This is a genomic window from Nibrella viscosa, assembly GCF_039541875.1.
GTDB classification, from domain to species: domain Bacteria; phylum Bacteroidota; class Bacteroidia; order Cytophagales; family Spirosomataceae; genus Nibrella; species Nibrella viscosa.
Genome location: NZ_BAABHB010000010.1, coordinates 155949 through 173073, shown reverse-complemented (window position 1 = coordinate 173073; position 17125 = coordinate 155949). Strand labels below are relative to the sequence as shown.

At 54.3% G+C, this 17125-nt stretch carries 10 protein-coding genes; 8 read left to right on the top strand and 2 right to left on the bottom strand.

What is annotated here, in order from left to right; genetic code table 11:
- Positions 1-2: 2 nt before the first annotated feature.
- A complete protein-coding gene (locus tag ABD931_RS21170) occupies positions 3-3191 on the bottom strand; it encodes a SusC/RagA family TonB-linked outer membrane protein (RefSeq protein WP_345269945.1) in 3189 nt (1062 codons plus the stop codon).
- Positions 3192-3847: 656 nt separating this feature from the next.
- On the opposite strand from ABD931_RS21170, the gene ABD931_RS21165 reads away from it, so the two are divergent.
- The 3 genes from ABD931_RS21165 (at position 3848) to ABD931_RS21155 (ending at position 8914) form a co-directional block, all read left to right on the top strand.
- A complete protein-coding gene (locus tag ABD931_RS21165; RefSeq protein WP_345269944.1) occupies positions 3848-6988 on the top strand; it encodes a SusC/RagA family TonB-linked outer membrane protein in 3141 nt (1046 codons plus the stop codon).
- Positions 6989-7008: 20 nt separating this feature from the next.
- Positions 7009-8436 (top strand): SusD/RagB family nutrient-binding outer membrane lipoprotein, encoded by a 1428-nt coding sequence (locus tag ABD931_RS21160; protein WP_345269942.1) that lies wholly within the window; start codon positions 7009-7011, stop codon positions 8434-8436.
- A 91-nt stretch (positions 8437-8527) separates the two neighbouring features.
- Positions 8528-8914, top strand: coding sequence for a hypothetical protein (locus tag ABD931_RS21155; RefSeq protein ID WP_345269941.1), 387 nt, complete (start codon positions 8528-8530; stop codon positions 8912-8914).
- A 256-nt stretch (positions 8915-9170) separates the two neighbouring features.
- Here the strand turns inward: ABD931_RS21155 and ABD931_RS21150 are convergent, their stop codons facing one another.
- Positions 9171-11555, bottom strand: coding sequence for a TonB-dependent receptor plug domain-containing protein (locus tag ABD931_RS21150; RefSeq protein ID WP_345269940.1), 2385 nt, complete (start codon positions 11553-11555; stop codon positions 9171-9173).
- Between the two features lie 112 nt (positions 11556-11667).
- Here ABD931_RS21150 and ABD931_RS21145 point away from each other — a divergent pair, with 112 nt between their 5' ends.
- From ABD931_RS21145 to ABD931_RS21125, 5 genes are all read left to right on the top strand, one after another.
- Positions 11668-12147 carry a hypothetical protein gene (locus ABD931_RS21145; protein WP_345269939.1) on the top strand — a complete coding sequence of 160 codons (480 nt, stop codon included), beginning with the start codon at positions 11668-11670 and terminating at the stop codon, positions 12145-12147.
- A 95-nt stretch (positions 12148-12242) separates the two neighbouring features.
- The gene (locus tag ABD931_RS21140) at positions 12243-12689 is read left to right on the top strand and encodes a hypothetical protein (RefSeq protein ID WP_345269937.1); all 447 of its coding nucleotides are present in this window, start codon (positions 12243-12245) and stop codon (positions 12687-12689) included.
- Between the two features lie 136 nt (positions 12690-12825).
- On the top strand, positions 12826-14409 hold the full coding sequence (locus ABD931_RS21135; protein WP_345269936.1) for an ArnT family glycosyltransferase: 1584 nt from the start codon (positions 12826-12828) through the stop codon (positions 14407-14409).
- Between the two features lies 1 nt (position 14410).
- Entirely contained in the window at positions 14411-16060 is a 1650-nt protein-coding gene (locus tag ABD931_RS21130; protein ID WP_345269935.1) for an ArnT family glycosyltransferase, read from the top strand.
- Positions 16061-16167: 107 nt separating this feature from the next.
- The gene (locus ABD931_RS21125; protein ID WP_345269934.1) at positions 16168-17124 is read left to right on the top strand and encodes a glycosyltransferase family 2 protein; all 957 of its coding nucleotides are present in this window, start codon (positions 16168-16170) and stop codon (positions 17122-17124) included.
- The last annotated feature ends 1 nt before the right edge of the window (position 17125 follow it).

The window sequence follows — 17125 nt, the reverse complement described above, 5'->3', positions numbered from 1 at the left end:
TATTAGAAACCGAGGTTGATGTTGACACCATACTGACGTACCGGCGGAGTCTGACCGGTGTTGTTGATTCCCTGGCCGTTACCGGTAGTAAAGCTGAATTCCGGGTCAGTGTAGTAGTTCATCTTATCCACAATCGTAATCAGGTTCCGGCCGTACAGAGCGATGCTGGCGGTGGAGAAGAGTCTGGTTTTGGTCAGCAGGTTCTGCGGCAGGCGGTACGACAGGTTGATGTCGCGCAGCTTGACAAACCAGGCCGGATTTACGAAGTTCTCCGAAATCAGGCGGTAGCTGTCTACCCACAGGGCATATTCAGCTTCGCGTACGTTTATGGTGGTGTTGGGCACCACTTTACCGTCGGAATCCAGGTAAGCCGAGTTCGGGAAGATATGCGGAGCCCGGTTTTCGGTCCACTTACCTGAGCCTGTAAACGTCATCTGCCGACCCAGGTCGCTGTACATCACGTTACCACCCCGATATTCAAAGTTAAACGTAAACCCGAAGTTGCCGTACTCCATCTTTGAGCCTAAACCAGCAATATGGCGGGGCAGGGTACCGCCACGGGGCGAGAGTGTAGTCTGGCGCAGCGGGTAGCCGGTGGTGGCATTCACCAGGCGGTAGCCGGAGCCGTCGGGTGCGTACTGGTAGCCGTCGGTCTTCAGCATCGGGAAACGCTCACCCACAATCACGTTGGTGTTGGCGTACGAGTAGCCGCCATACTGGAACTCGGTGATACCCGGATACAGGCTGATTACTTTGTTGTCGTTATACGAATAACGAACGCTGGCATCCCAGCTAAACTTACCGCCCCGGGCAATCAGGTACTTCAGTTCTGCTTCGTACCCCCAGTTTCTGGTTTCGCCTACGTTGATCAGCAGGTTGCTGAAACCGGTTGAGTTAGGCACCCGAACGGTAATCACCTGACCTTTTGAGGTCGACGTATAGGCCGATACATCCAGGTTGATGCGGTTGTTCAACAGCTGGAATTCACCGCCTACCTCAGCACTATATACAATCTCGGGTTTGAGGTTTGGATCGGGCAGCGTGTTGCCGACCGTCAGACCAACCGTGTTACCGTATGGGAAGTTGTTACCGTTGTTGTATACCAGATCCAGGCCATACAGCGGAATGTTGTCGTTGGCGTTCTTGTTGTAGCTGGCCCGCAGTTTGGCAAAGTTCAGGAATGAACTTTTGATCATCGGGAAGGCATCGGTCGGAATGAATGACAGGGCTACACCATAGTACGGATATGACCACATATTGGCGGGCCGGGTCGGCTTGTAAAAGCGCGAAGTAGCGTCGTACCGGAATGAGCCGTTCAGGATCAGCCAGTTCTTGTAATTGGTCGTCAAATCGGCATAATAGCCATACCGGCGCTCCATCGTATTGGATTCGCCCCCGGTCAGTTCGCCCTGGCGGTTGGCTACGTTGTACACGTCAGGCACCACAATAGAGCTTGATCCTACCGAGATTGATTTGGTATAGCGCTGGTACACGCTGTTACCCAGAATCAGCTTATTGGAGAACGGACCAAAATCCTTGGTCAGGTGAATCTGGAATTCGTTATTAATCACGTTCTCCGTTGCCGAATAATCACTAACGCTTCCCAGGTTGTCGGTAATGGCGCGGTAAATACCCGTACCGTCGCCGTCGAAATACCAGGGAGCGGGAATAAAGGACTTGGTTTTAGCCCAGTCGGAGTACAGGAACTTGCCGACCGTGTTCTTGCCGGTCCGCGAGTTGTTCATAATACCGAGCCGCTCCACAAACATCAGCCACGGTGTGGCGTCATAGTTCAGGTTCAGGTTCCCGCTGATGTTGGCATCCTTGTACTTCAGGCGGTTGTTATCGGCGTTGAAATACGGGTTGTTGTAGTAGTCGTTGTAGAAACCGTTGGGGTTGGCAAATTTGTTGTTCTGCCAGTCTCTCAGGTCGTTCAGCGGCAGGTTGGCCGGCTGGTTGATCACGTCGAAGTAAAAGTCAGATCCCGTGCGGTCGTAGGCGGCCTGGGTATAGCCTACGTTGAAACCCGTCCGTAGTTTGCCGGATTCTTTCGTGGCTGATAAGCGTACGCCGGTCCGGTCGCTCTTGTCGTGCGGTACAATTCCCTGGATCTTCTGATTTTCGGCCGAGAGGTAGAACGAACTAGTTTCGTCGCCACCCTGGAAGCTCACCTGATTGTTGACCGACACGCCGGTGTCAAACGCCTTGTACCGGCCGTTCTTTATGGCTGCGTAGGGGATAATGTACTGGCTACCGTCTTCGACCGTCCGGCCCATGATCCGCATGGAGCCGTCGAACGGATCGCCAAACTGCTGGTTTTCGTAGGAACGCCAGTTGGCCTTCATGCGCAGCAGGTAATCGTTGCTGTAACCGGCCGTACCGTACGACTGGTAGTAGTGGGAACCGGAGCCGAATTTGTCCTGGAACTGGGGCAGAAAGCTGATCTGGTCGAAATTGGTACTGTTGGATACCGATACTTTAAGCTTGCCTTTTACCCCTTTTTTGGTCGTGATAACCAGGGCACCGTTGATACCTGCCGAGCCATACAGTGTAGCTGCCTGGCCACCCTTCAGCACCGTAACCGATTCAATATCGTTCGGATTAAGCAGGGCCAGTACCGTAGAGGTCGTCTGCATACCATCCAGGACCACCAGCGCTTCGTTGTTACCGGTCAGCGAGCGATACCCCCGCAGGACGATTTTGACCGAGGGGTCAACGCTGTTGTTGATGTTATACACGGCCAGGCCCGTTACTTTACCAGAAAGGGCCTGGGCCAGTTGCGGAGAGCGGCCCACGGTTACGTCTTCTGTCTGCACTTTGGAAACGGCATAGCCGATTTCACGCTGACTCTTCCGTATACCCTGGGCCGTTACCACAATTTCCTGAAGCTGAGAGGCATCTGGTTTCAAGGTAAAGTTGACTGTCGTCTGATTTTCCAGCTTAACGCTTTCGGTGGCAAAACCAATAAAGCTAACCTGGAGGACATCGCCTTTAGCGGCCGAGAGCCGGTAATCGCCGTTCTGGTCGGTGGTGGTCCCTCGGGTGGTTCCTTTAATCAGGACACTTACACCGGGTAGGGCGGAGCCATCCTCTGCGGTTGTTACACGACCTGTAACGGTGATATTCTGTGCTAAGACCGGCAGACAGAATACTATGGCCAGTATCCAGCTACTGAGTATAAATTTTCTCATGTATTTTAGGGAAAATATGAATGTTTATTTTTGAAGCGGCACAAAAGTAAAGCTATAAATCACATTTGCAAATAGAAGGATTCTACTGGCAACAGGTACAATAATTTCTTTGAAGAGTTTAATTATTTCTGGATAAGTCTAAAATTTTGAGTAAATGTTGATATTTATCATACATTTTGTTTATGAACATCATCAATAATGTTTATTTATTACAACGAAATATGAAAAAATTCTTAATATTGGATTTAGGATTTTAAGAAGACAGAAGGGGGGCACCTGGTTACCCCCAAAGAGTATACGAAGGATGCTACTAGTTTTAATCACTTTTTAATAATTTATCCTTTTGACTAAATAGACTAGTAGCGCTGAGTCCACTCGCTGTATACCAGCTCTTCTTGCTACGATCTTATATCATACTTTAATCTATTTTTAATACAAAAGAAGTTTTATACGTACCGCGCCAGGCGCATGCTATTCGCCTGTTCTGCTACGCTTTACCTTTGAAAAAGTATATTTAATGATCTAAAAAAATGTTTCTACGTTAATTGTTCTGCAAAATTTTATATTAACCAAATTTTGTAGTATTTATCTTTTTTCACATTTTTGAAATTTAATTTTCTAATCATTTCTTAATCTCTACTAAACACTCATCATTTATGCAAAGACTTCTAATGGTGCAGCTTTTGCTGTGCATGTTGAGTCTGCCGTTGTTCGCCCAGGATCGGGCCATCAGCGGTAGGGTCACCTCGTCAGAAGACGGCTCAGCGTTACCAGGAGTAAACATCTCCGTAAAAGGTACCACTCGGGGTACCAGCACCGATGCCAATGGGCAGTACCGCTTAAACGTACCGGCCGGTGCCCGGTTAGTATTCAGCTTTATTGGTTTTACCACGCAGGAAGTAGCCGTAGGCAATCAGTCGGTGGTTGATGTCCGGCTGGTAAGCGATGCCTCACAACTGGAAGAAGTGGTGGTAACAGCCCTGAACATCGGCCGCGACAAGCGGTCGCTGGGGTCGTCAGTACAGGCCATCACTCCTGAGAAGCTAAACATTGCCCGCGACCCGAACGTTGCCAACGCGCTGGCCGGTAAAATTGCCGGGGTGCAGGTCCTGGGGCAGTCGGGCGCTAAATTTGGTAGCCCGAACATCCGGATTCGCGGGGTCAATACCCTGACCGGTGGCGATCCGCTCTATGTGGTTGATGGTACGCCGACCGACATCAACCAGGTAAACATGGATGATGTGGAGCAACTGACCGTGTTGAAAGGCCCTGCTGCTACGGCCCTCTATGGTAACCGCGCAGCCGGTGGCGTTATTGTCATTACCACCAAACGGGCCAAAGCGGGTGATACCCGGCTCGATATCAACCACAGCACCACGCTGGATGTGGTGGGTATGCTGCCGAAGTACCAGAACGAATACGGAGGAGGCTATTCGCAGGAGTGGGAGACGTTCCAGTTCAACCCAGCCATTCACCCGGCTTCGTGGGCGGCCTTCAATGGGCAGAAAATTCTGGACTACTCGGCCGACGAAAGCTGGGGGCCGCGCATGGATGGCTCTCCGCACCGCTCGGCTGCTTCCTGGCAGCAGGGTCCAGAGTTTGGGCAGTTGACACCCTTCTCTCCTCAGCCGAACAACGTCCGCGATTTCTTTGAAAAGCCGATCAGCAACAACACCAACGTGGCGTTCTCGCGCGGTACCGAAGATTTCCAGTCGCGCATTTCGTATACGCACATTATCAACAACGGGATCATTCCGAACAGCCGCCAGACCCGCGATTTCATCAGCGCCAAAAACTCACTGACCTTTGCCCGTAACCTGACCGCCAACCTGAACTTCAATTATACTGCAACCCGTGGGGTAAATGTGCCCGCCGACGATTACGGTTCATCGGGTGGTGTATTGAATGGTTTTAACCAGACGGTAGGTTCGTTTAACCAGTGGTTTCAGCGTCAGCTTCGCATCGAAGATCTGCGGAATTATAAGAACCCCGACGGAACCTTCCGGAGCTGGAACATCGGCGGTCCGCTGGACCCGCGCCCGAAATACTGGGATAGCCCGTATACGCAGGTGTACGAAAATACCAACGAGCGCCGGGACAACCGTTTGTTTGGCGACATGGGCCTGAATTATAAGTTTACCGACTACCTGTCGTTGAATTTGGTTGCCCGTCGCGATCAGCGTCAGTACGCCCAGGAAGGCCGCATTGCCTACGGTACCCTGAACGAAGGGGGCCGGGGTGGTTTTGCCAACTATGTGCAGAACGCGGTTGAAAACAACTACGAAGCCATCGCCAGCTTTAACCGGACCTTCGACAAGATTTCGGTGGTTGCCAACGGTGGCGGTAACATCCGCTATAACCGGGTCAATGTGTTCTCGCAACAGACCGTAGGTGGGCTCACTACACCTGGTTTTTATAACATCGCGGCTTCGAGAGACCGGCCAAACGTAAATAACCAGTTGTTTGAGCGCCGGGTAAACAGCTTGTTCGGTAACGTTAGCCTGGGTTATAACAACATCGCCTTTATTGAAGCCTCAATCCGGAATGACTGGTCGTCGACCCTGCCGAAAGCCAACAACTCATACCTGTATCCGGCACTTTCGGGTAGCCTGATCTTCTCCGACCTGTTGCCGCAGAACAACGTACTGTCGTATGGTAAGATTCGGGGTGGGTATGCCCAGGTAGGTACCGATGTAGGGCCGTACCAGACAGCCCTGACTTACCTCACCGGTAACCCGTACCAGAACAACCCGACGCAGTACCTGCCCACGTTGCTGCCAAACGAGAACCTGAAGCCGGGCCTGACGTCGTCGTACGAAGGGGGGATCGACCTGAAGTTCCTCAACAACCGCCTGGGTCTGGAGTTCACCGCGTACCGCAACGACAATAAGAACCAGATCATTCCGTTGCCGGTAGCGCCCACCAGCGGCTTCAGCAATGCTTACATCAACGCCGGTCTGATCCGGACTACTGGTCTGGAACTGCACCTGTACGCCAATCCGGTTCGGTCGGCGGGCGGCTTCAACTGGGAGCTTGACCTGAACGTCGACCGCAGTCGTTCAAAGGTGGTGGAGCTGTCGCCGGGTCTGACCAACTACCAACTGGGCTCTACCTGGCGGGGTCTGACCATCAACGCCCGCGAAGGGGAGGACTGGGGTCTGTTCGTCGGCCGGCGAATCCGGCGCAACGAAGCGGGTGTCCCCATTCTGCTGAAAGGCCAGTACCAGTATGATCTGAACCAGCCGCTGGGCTCCGTACTGCCTAAATTTAAAGGCGGTTTGCTGAATACGCTGACGTATAAGAATCTGACGATGCGGGTGAACACCGACTTTATTGTGGGCGGTAAGTTCTTCTCCGTTACGCGAATGTTTAATGCGTATTCAGGTCTGGGTGCCGAAACGGTGGGTAACAACGAACTGGGCAAACCAAAGCGTGATCCGGTGTCGGCCGGCGGTGGTCTGCTGATCGCGGGGGTCAATGCCGACGGTTCGCCGAATACCACCCGGGTAGAAACGCAGGATTTTTACGCCAATTTGTTTGCCCTGCACGAGTACTGGATGTACGATCAGACGTTTGTGAAGCTGCGCGAAGTGTATCTGGGCTATACCCTGCCCCGGCGCATTCTGGGGAACCGGGTGAAGACGGCAACGGTGGCTTTTATTGCCCGTAACCCGTTGCTGATCTACAATGCCGTTGGCGGTGGCGTCGACATCTCAGAAGCCGAATCGTTCTGGACCGAAGGCGGTCAGTTGCCGCCGGTGCGCTCGTTTGGTATCAATCTGAGATTTGGTTTCTAATTAATCTTTTCCAAAGACACATGAAAAAGTTAGTGTATAAATCACTGGTACTTGCCGGACTGTTGTTGGCCGCAACATCCTGCAATGATTTTGGGGATATGAATGTGAGCCCCAACAATCCGGCCAACCCAAACACCGCCAGTATTCTGACGGGTGCTATGCGGAGTGTCGGCCCGGCGGTGACTAATATCATACCGGCGCTGTATGTGCAGCAGTTTGGCGATGTAACGTATATTGAGGAATCGCGGTACCGGACGGTGAACTTCGATTACAATACCTGGTATACCGGCCCGCTGAATAACCTGCAGTACATTATCGAACTGAACACCAACCCGGCTACGAAGAACGCGGCTGCCGCCAATGGATCTAACAACAACCAGATTGCCATTGCCCGGATTCTGAAGGCATTCTATTTCCAGAGCCTGACCGACCGCTGGGGCGATATTCCGTATTCGGAAGCGCTGAAGGGTAGCCAGAACTTTACGCCGAAGTTTGACCGGCAGCAGGACATCTACAACGACCTGTTTAAGGAGTGGAAAGAAGCCGTAGCGCAGTTCGATAACGGCCCGACCGTGCAGGGCGATATTCTGCTGGGCGGGAACGTGACCCGCTGGAAGAAGTTTGCCAACTCGCTGCGGATGATTGCCGCCCTGCGGTTGTCGAAGGTAGACCCGGCTAAAGGCAAGGCCGAATTTGCGGCTGCCCTGGCCGATGGTGTGCTGACGTCCAATGCCGACAATGTGGTGTACCGTTACCTGGCCGAAGCCAACAACGAGCATCCCCTCTACAACAATTACATCACGCTGAACCGGAAGGATTATGCCGTGAGCAACACGTTTGTCGATTACCTGAAGAAGACCAATGATCCGCGTCTGTCGGCCCTGGCCGATAAGAACATCAACGGTGAATACGTAGGTGTTCCGTATGCGGTGTTCCCGGTTGCCTGGACGGCACAGGCGGTATCGCTGGCGGCTACGAGCCTGCGGCAGCAGAACTCGCCGGTCAACGTAGTAACGTACCCGCAGATCCTGCTGGCACGGGCCGAAGCCGCTAAACTGGGCTGGACCACTGAAGATCCGAAGAAGTTATACGAAGACGCTATTAAGGCCTCTATGGAAATGTATGGGGTGTACACCGAAGCGGCTTACAAAGCGTACCTGGCTCAGCCGGACATTGCCTACAGCGATGCCAGAGCCATTGAGCAGATTGCGATGCAGCGGTGGATCGTGCTGTTCTACAACGGCAACGAAGCCTGGGCCGAATGGCGCCGGACCGGTTTCCCGAAACTGACCCCGGCTCGCAATCCGTTTAACAATTTGACGGATGTACCACGTCGTCTGGCGTATCCGACCACGGAGGCTACGCTGAACCGGACCAACTACAACGAAGTCGTCTCCCGTCAGGGAGCCGATCTGCTGTCGACCCGCGTCTGGTGGGATAAGCAGTAAATAGGCGTTAATGGTAAACCTGCGTCAGCCCGACAAGATCGGGCTGACGCAGGTTTACGTTTTATGTATAGGGTTGATAGCTACTCGATTTATGCGCCGAAAGAAAGTTGTTGGTCTTTTGATAGGGCTTTGCATCCTAAGCTGTATAGTCTATAAGTTTAAACAACTGGAGGAGCAAGGGAAAGAAGATCATTTGTTTAAATCCTATTTCGTTGAAGATGCTTCCAAACCCTATGAGTTTGCTGTAACAGGAAAAGGCTTGGTTAACTTCCAGATTCTGCTGCAAGGCTTCGTGGATGACTCAGCCACCGTTGACCTACATACTCGGCTGGCAAAATACAAGCAATTCAGGATAATGGGCCGTGTAGATTTGAACCACATAGGTGATTTTTACGAAGGCCGGGAGCCGCTTATTATTACCTACACGCCAACGAAAGCAAGAAAAGGACGATTACGAATATTCGCCAGGACTTTGTAGATGCGGTTGTCTCACGCCAGGGAGCTGATGCGCTGTCAACCCGCGTCTGGTGGGATAAGCAGTAATCGGAAGCGCTCAGACAAAGAAAAAGCGGGTCAACAAAGTCGACCCGCTTTTTTATTACGCTTTATCCAACTATTTAGTCTTTTATGTCTGGCTCTCGTTTGATTCTCTGTTGCCAAAGTAAAAATTTTTGTTTAAAATGTACAACTATTTAGGCATAAATTTTTTTGCCGGCAATGAGTGCTTTTACCCATTACCAGGTGAATCGCAGCGTGGCGCTTAGATTCCGGCCCGGTCCACTGATGCCCGAGGCAAAAACGCGGTAGTTCCGGTCCAGCACATTCTCCAGATTCACCTGCACCTGCAATAGCCGGCTGACCTGGTAACTGCTCCGCAGATTGATCGTGTACCAGCCCGGCATTCCCTGCGGGGTGGCATACACGATGTTGTCTTCCCCAACCAGATTATAATCCTTCAGTTGTTTAGTCCCGTTGAAGAGCACGTTGGCTTCGGCCCGGAACTGTTTCTGCTGCCACCGCAAACCGGCCTGCCCGAATACCGGCGGAATATGGTCGAGCGGGTAATCGGTGGTGTCAGTTTTGATCCGGCCGTAGGTATAGCTGATGTTGCCGTAAGCGGATAGGGTGTTGGTGAACTGGGCCGTCAGCCGGGTGCTGAAGCCGTACAGGTACGCCCGTTGCGCGTTGGCCTGGCTCACTACCCGGCTGGTACGACCGTTGTACAGCACCGTAGGCTGTCCGTTCAGGGTGCCGGGCCGGGCGGTGATGGCCTGATTGTAGAGCGTATAAAAACCTTCGGTCTCCAGGGTGAACACATTCCCGAAACTCTTCTGAAGGCCCGCGTCGATGTTGTAGGTGCGCTCGGGTTTCAGGCCGGGGTTGGGCACAATCAGCGTGCCGGCAACCGATTCAAAGACCTTAGCCAGATCATCGACGTTGGGCACCCGGTACCCGGAGGCCACCGAAGCCGCCAGCCGCCAGTTGCCCGGCAGGCGCGTGACCCAGCCCAGGCTGCCGGTGAGGGCTCCGTTGCGCTGCGTTACGTCGTCGAAGGGGAAGGGAAAAAAGGTCTTATCGGTAAAGCGGGCAAACAGCCGGTTTTGACTATAGCGAGCACCGTAGCTGAACGACGAACGGGCGCTGACATCGACCGTACCGGAGAGGTAAGCCGCCAGGGATTGGGTGTTGGAGCCGCCATTTGGGTAGCGGGTATCCAGCGAGATGGTCATGCCGGAAAGGATGTTTTCACCGTAAGCCGTCGACCGCACATCGTTGTACGTGGCTTCCAGCCCGTACCGGAAATCGTGGGTCGGGCTAACTCTTTTTTGCAGGTCGGCGTTGAGGGTCCAGACACCCAACTGTTCAAGGCGGTGCTGGAGCGTATTGTTGCCGAAGCGCCGGTTGTGGCGGCTCTCTGCAATGGTTTGGTAGGCGGCAATGACCTGGAGGTTATCGGCAATACCCCGCTTCAGTTTACGCGTAAACGTGTAGGCAGTGAGCAGCCGGTCCTGCGGCCCGTAGTACCACTGGGCGTGGCGTAACTTACCCTGGTTATCGACTTCCGTCAGCCGGTCGTAGCGCGGAATATCCGTGGAGGTGGAGTACTGCACGTTGAGCAGGTGGCTGCTGCGGTCAGATGGCTGAAACAAGACTTTCTGCAACAGGTCGATCTGCTTATAGCCGGAGGGTGTCTGTTTATTAGGATCAGGGTTTGGTAGTTGTACATCCGTATTATTCTCCCGACCGGCGTAAAGCGGGCGCAGGCCCAGGCTGCCCATGCTCGCCGGACGATTGTTGCCCTGCCGCAGGTCACCGAAGTCGGAGCCGGTGATGCTGGTGGCAAACGCCCAGCGGCCGGTACCGAAGCTATGGTCGGCGTGAATCGTTTTCTCCTCCAGGGCGGTGCTGTACCGGGCAAAGGCATTCCCCTGCGGGGCCATGCCGGCTTTGGGGGTAAGCGTTTGCAGGTAAATGACCCCCCCCAGGGCATCGCTGCCGTACTGCACCGAGCCGGGGCCGAGGGCCACTTCGGCTTTTTCGAGCATGCTGTTATCAACCGTCAGGATGTTTTGCAGGTGACCACCCCGGTAAATGGCGTTGTTCATCCGCACGCCATCGACCACCAGCAGCACTTTGTTGGCCTCGAAGCCCCGCAGAATCGGGCTGCCCCCACCCAACTGGCTTTTCTGCACCAGTACCTGGCCACTTTGCTGCAATAGGTCGGCGGTAGTGGGCTGGTTCAGAAAGCGGATGTCGTTGCGACCGATGACCCGCACCGGCTGGGCCACCTGGCTCTGCGGCTGGGCAATGCGGCTGGCGGAGACCACTACTTCATCGATTTGCAGGCTTTTCTCCGTCAGCAGGACGGTATATCCCTGCCGGCGAAGGTGAGCCCAGGTGGTCTGAACCGGTTCATAGCCGGCCAGCCGGATGGTAAACGATTGGAGGGTATCCGTAATAGGTATCTGGCCGGCTTTGTTAGTTAGCAGCGCGGTACTTCGGGTGCGTACCTCGGCATTCTCCAGCGGCCGTCGGGTTTGCTGGTCCAGCACCGTCAGATTTTGCGACCGGCCGACCAAAGCAACAAGGCCGAAAAGCAGAGTAAACAGTTGTTTCATGTATGGTATAATCCAGGTTGTAAATCGGTCGTTGTGCAGAAGTATAGCCGACAAAATACAAACTTTTCGCTTGCAAAGCAGTTATAATTTAACCAAAAGGTCCATTGACGTTATGAAAAGCGACGAGAAAAAAGACGATACCTATACCCAGAAATCCACGCAGCGCGACGTTGGCAAACACGATCAGTTTGAAAACGTGGCGAACGCGATGGGACCGGGTGACGAGACAGAGGACGTAGCTCAGGACGGTCGCAATGATCGGTTTCTGGGTGGTATGGACATGGATAGCCAGAACGGTATCATTCGTATGGGTGACCAGGACAACAGCACCATGGAAATTACCGAGGAAGGTGAGAAAAGCGTGACCGGCCGGGGTGAGCAGTCGAAAACATCGACCGTTGACGTAACTACCCACGGCCCCGACGATTATGCCTCGGCCGAGGACGTACCGACGCCTGAAGCGCAGGAAGCGGCCAAAGCCCAGGATGACCAAACCACCGGCTGGAATGCCGGCGAAGGGGAGACCCCGGAGGATAAGGAAGAGGAAATCGCGCAAACCGGCACGTCAAAAACGCACCGACCTGTTTATTAGTCAACCGGTTGATTGGTTCACTGGTTCATTAGTCATCAACTCGACCAGTTAACAACTCAACCGATTAACCAATTAACCAATTAATCAACAACGTTATGAGCTTAACAAGCAAATCCCGCAAAGAAACAACCGAGTCACATGCGGCTCGGCGTAGCCATAATACAATGGGAATGGCTCCTGGTTTAATCCAGTTGAGCGATTTCGACATTCGCGATCAGCAGATGTCTAACCGGGTTGAGACCAATACACCCAATGTACCGGAGGATACCATGAATGCTGAAGCAGAAGCTTCGCTGTCGGACAACGATAATCCAACTGCACCTGACAAGGCCGAGATTGACGAAGCACGGCGGGCCTCGTGGGGACAGCCGTCTACGGCAGACGAGGAGATGATGACCGACGAAGACACCCCACGGGTATCGTACCGGAACCAGGATGCCAACATAGGTGAGACCCGTGTAGAGGATGCCGACTGGAATACCGACACAGATCGTGACGAGGATATGTCGAACACTCGGCCCCGTGGTATGGATCGCATGTAAGCAATTTGGCGATAAGCAGGAAGGCGGGCTATTGGGTCCGCCTTTTTGTTTGGCAGGCAAGGCTTCCGACCTGTGTACCGAAGAGGTGTGGTTATTTGCGGATTAGGGTATATCTTTCGGCCCAGACTGCTTCGCTATGTCCCTGCTTCTCTACGTGCTCCTGTTCATAGGAAGTTTTGTGTTTCTGGTTTTTTTCAACGACAGCACCATGCTCTATGGGCTCGACGAAACCAAAAACGCCCAGTGCGCCCGCGAAATGCTCGTCCGCCGGGACTGGATTGTGCCTACCTTCAACGGGGAGCTGCGCACCGATAAACCGCCCCTGCATTACTATGTTATGATGCTGGCTTATCGGCTCTTCGGGGTCAATGGCTTTGCCGCCCGGCTGGGTTCGGGCCTGATGGGAGCGCTGGTCATGCTGATGACGTTCCGGATGGCGGAGCGGCACCTGAGTCGGTTGGCTGCGCTCTGGTCGGTGACGGCGCTGCTGGCTTCGCTGCATGTCTCGGTGCAGTTTCGGATGTCGGTGCCCGACCCCTATCTGATTGCCAGCCTGACGCTGGCGTTCTGGAGCGGCTATGAAGCGCTGACTACCGGGAAAGCCCGCTGGGCCTACCTGGCCTGGCTGGGTATGGGGCTGGGTACGCTGGCTAAAGGGCCGGTGGCCCTGCTGCTGCCGTTGCTGACGGCGGTGGTGTTTCTGACGCTGATGCGGCAGTGGTCCTGGTCAGTACTACAGCGGTTATGGCCCTTGAGCGGGTTAGGGCTATTCGCGCTGGTAACAGTACCCTGGTACTGGGCGGTACATCAGCAAACGGGCGGAGCCTGGACTCAGGGCTTTTTTCTGAAACACAACCTGGGCCGGTATGCAGCCGCCATGGAAGGGCATGGCGGGTTTTGGGGCTTGCCTCTGCTGTATGTGCTGGTGGGCCTGCTGCCGTTTTCGGTTTTTCTGCCGCAGGCCATCCGGCGGGTGGTGCATCAGCGCCGGAGACATCCGTTTGGTTTATTTTGCCTCACAGTGGCGGGCGTAGTCGTCGGCTTTTTTATGTTCTCCGGCACCAAACTACCCAATTATACGGTTCCTGCCTACCCGTTTCTGGCCGTTATCCTGGGCGGTGAACTGGCCCGGCCGGCAGAAGGCCGGCAAAATACGCTTTCGACCCGGATCAGCCTGGGTGTACTGGCGGGTATCATGCTGCTGTTGCCCGTTGCTGTTGCCCTGGCGTTGTACCTCGATCCGCATCTGAGGCATATCGCCTGGGTAGGCGGGCTGTTTTTTTTATTGCCCCTCGGCATGGCAGGTATGCTGTATTACCTGCGGAAGCAGCAACGGCAGTTGGCTCTGCTGGCCGTAACGGGTGCGTTCACGGGGTCGGCCTGGGTGCTGTACGTCCTGGCGTATCCGGTGGTAGACCGCGAGAATCCGGTGCAGGCGACCCTGCCGACGCTGAAGGGCCGTGAGGCTGTGGTGGGCTACCGGCATTTCAACCCCGCTTTTGTTTTTTATCTGAACCGACGCATTCCCCTGCTGGATACGCCGGAACAGATGCACCGGCAGTTGCTCGCTCATCCGGAAACGACCGTAATTACCCGGACCGATTACCTGGAGGAACTTACCCGCTATCCGAACCTGTTTGTCATTCACCAGCGCCGGGATTTGTTTGAACGGCCGACTACCGTAATTTTAGAGAGACGCGAGAGCATCTCCCAACGCTAGCATGCACTTCCACACTACCTCCTCTGATGTAGCCACCAAATCGGCTGCTTTCTGGCAGCAGGCCCGGTTCTGGCAATGGCTGGCGGTGGCCTTGCTGATACCGGTCCTCTTTTTCAATCTGGGCTTTCTGCCGCTCGACCCCGACTCCGACGAGCCGCGCCGGGCGCTGGTTGCCCTTGAAATGATCCTCTCCGGCGATTACCTGACGCCCACCCTGAACGGCGAACTGTACCTGAACAAACCCCCCCTGTACAACTGGCTTATTGCTGCTTCGTTCAACCTGTTCGGTTCCTATTCGGCCTTTGCGCTGCGGTTTCCGATGGCGGTGTCGCTGCTGCTGTACGCCCTCACGGTCTATGCCTTTGTGCGCTGGTACGCCACCCGGCCGATGGCTTTTGCAGCCGCGCTGATGCTGATTACCAATACCCGCGTGCTGCTCTACGACTCTATGCTGGGGCTGATTGACATTACTTTTTCCTGGGTCACCTACACTGCTTTTCTGCTGGTGTACCATTTTGATGAACGGAAAAAGTACACGGCCCTGTTTGTGACTACGTACGTCCTCACGGCCGTCGGGTTTCTGATGAAGGGCTTGCCCTCGGTAGCCTTTCAGGGACTGACGCTACTGGCCTGGTTCGGCTACACCCGGCGCTGGAAACGGCTGTTGCATCCGGCACATTTTCTGGGTATTGCCGTTTTCGGGCTGATTACCGGCGCATATTACATAGCTTATTTTACGCGTAACCCTGTACCCGTTACCGATGTCTTTGGGGTTTTATTCTACGAAAGCAGCCGGCGAACGGTGGTGGAGTTTGGCCCTGGTGAGACGCTGCTGCACCTGCTGACGTTTCCGCTCGATATGCAGCACTACTACGCGCCCTGGATGCTGCTGATTGTGCTGCTGTTCCGACCGGGCATCCGGCGGCTACTCACCGAAAACCGGTTCGTGCTGTTCAACGCCTTGACGTTTCTGGTCAACTTCGTGGTGTATTGGTCATCGCCCCAGGTTTATGCCCGTTACCTGCTGATGCTGCTGCCGCCCCTGTTTACGGTACTGGTGTATATCTATTATGAGCGCAGCCCGGCAACTGCCTGGCAACGGCGGCTGGTAGAAAACGTCTGGCTGTTTGCTGCGGTTGTGGTGACAACAGGCACCTGGGTGGCCTTGTTCTTCCCGGATACACAGGCCATTGCCGGCCTGTTCTGGAAAGTATCGGTGCTGTTTGCCGCGCTGGGACTGATTACCTACCGATACTTCCGGCAGCCACCACTCCGGCTAACGCTGTTTATCGTCTTCATGCTGGTGGTACGCATCGGCTTCAACTGGCTGGTAATTCCGCCCCGGCTGGCGCACCGGCAACGGTACAAAGAGACCTCCGAACAGGCGGCCCGGCTGACGCTGGATGCCAACGGACGGCCGCTTCCCTTGTACGGCTACAGGAATACAATCGGGGATGACGGAGCTGCCGATGTCAATAGCTTCCATATTGAAGCTCTGCGAGGACAGATCCTTGGCATTACAGACCGTAAACTACCGGGTGCGTATTATATTGCTGATTCGATCAGTCTGGTGGGGGAGCAGTATGAGGTTGTAGGCGATATGCTGCTGTTCGATGAACACCCGGCCAAAATCGTTCGTTTTTCAAAATAGAGGATTCATGCCGGATTTTTGGCGACTTGTCACTTTTTTACCTGAACGGTCAACCAGGTTTACTACTTTTCATCTAATTTTAGGGGCAATACCACACTGAATTAACGATGAATGATGTATATGTTTCTGTGGTTGTCTGCGTTTACAACGAAGCCGGCAATATATATCCGATGGTCGAACAGGTATGCCGGGCACTGGATGGGTACAACTACGAACTGATTTACGTCAATGACGGCTCCACCGACCAGACCCTCGCCGAACTGCGTACCATTCTGCACGACCGTCTGGTCATCCTCGACTTACAAAAAAATTACGGGCAGAGCCTGGCGCTGGCCGCCGGCATAGAAGCGGCCAGGGGTGAATTTATTGTCACCCTCGACGGTGATCTGCAGAACGACCCCGCCGATATTCCCCGTATGCTCAAACTCGCCGAAGAAGGAGATTATGACCTGGTAGCCGGTATCCGGGCCAACCGGCAGGATGGTGCTTTGCTGCGCAAGCTGCCCAGCCGCCTGGCCAATGCCCTGATTCGCTGGGCTACGGATGTGCGGCTGAAAGATTACGGCTGCGCCCTGAAGGTGTTCCGCGCTGATCTGGCCAAAAATCTCGGTCTTTACGGCGAACTGCACCGGTTTATTCCCGTGCTGGCTCATCTGGAGGGGGCACGGGTTTCGCAGGTGGATGTGCAGCACCATCCGCGCCGGACCGGCCAGTCGAAATACGGCCTGGGGCGGACGCTAAAGGTGGTCAGTGATTTGATTCTGATGCTGTTTATGAAGAAGTACCTTTGCAAGCCCATGCACTTCTTTGGCAACTGGGGGCTGTTGTTGCTGCTGGTTGGGCTGGGCATCAATGCCTATCTGCTGGTGCTGAAGCTGGCGGGGCAGGACATCTGGGGTAAGCCCTTGCTGATTCTGGGCATGATGCTGGTGCTGGCGGGTATTCAGCTGATCTCCTTCGGGATCATGGCCGAACTCCAGATGCGAACCTACTACGAATCGCAGGCGAAAAAGCCTTACAGGGTAAGACGGGTATACCGGCCATCTATACCCGTTGCTGCCTGAT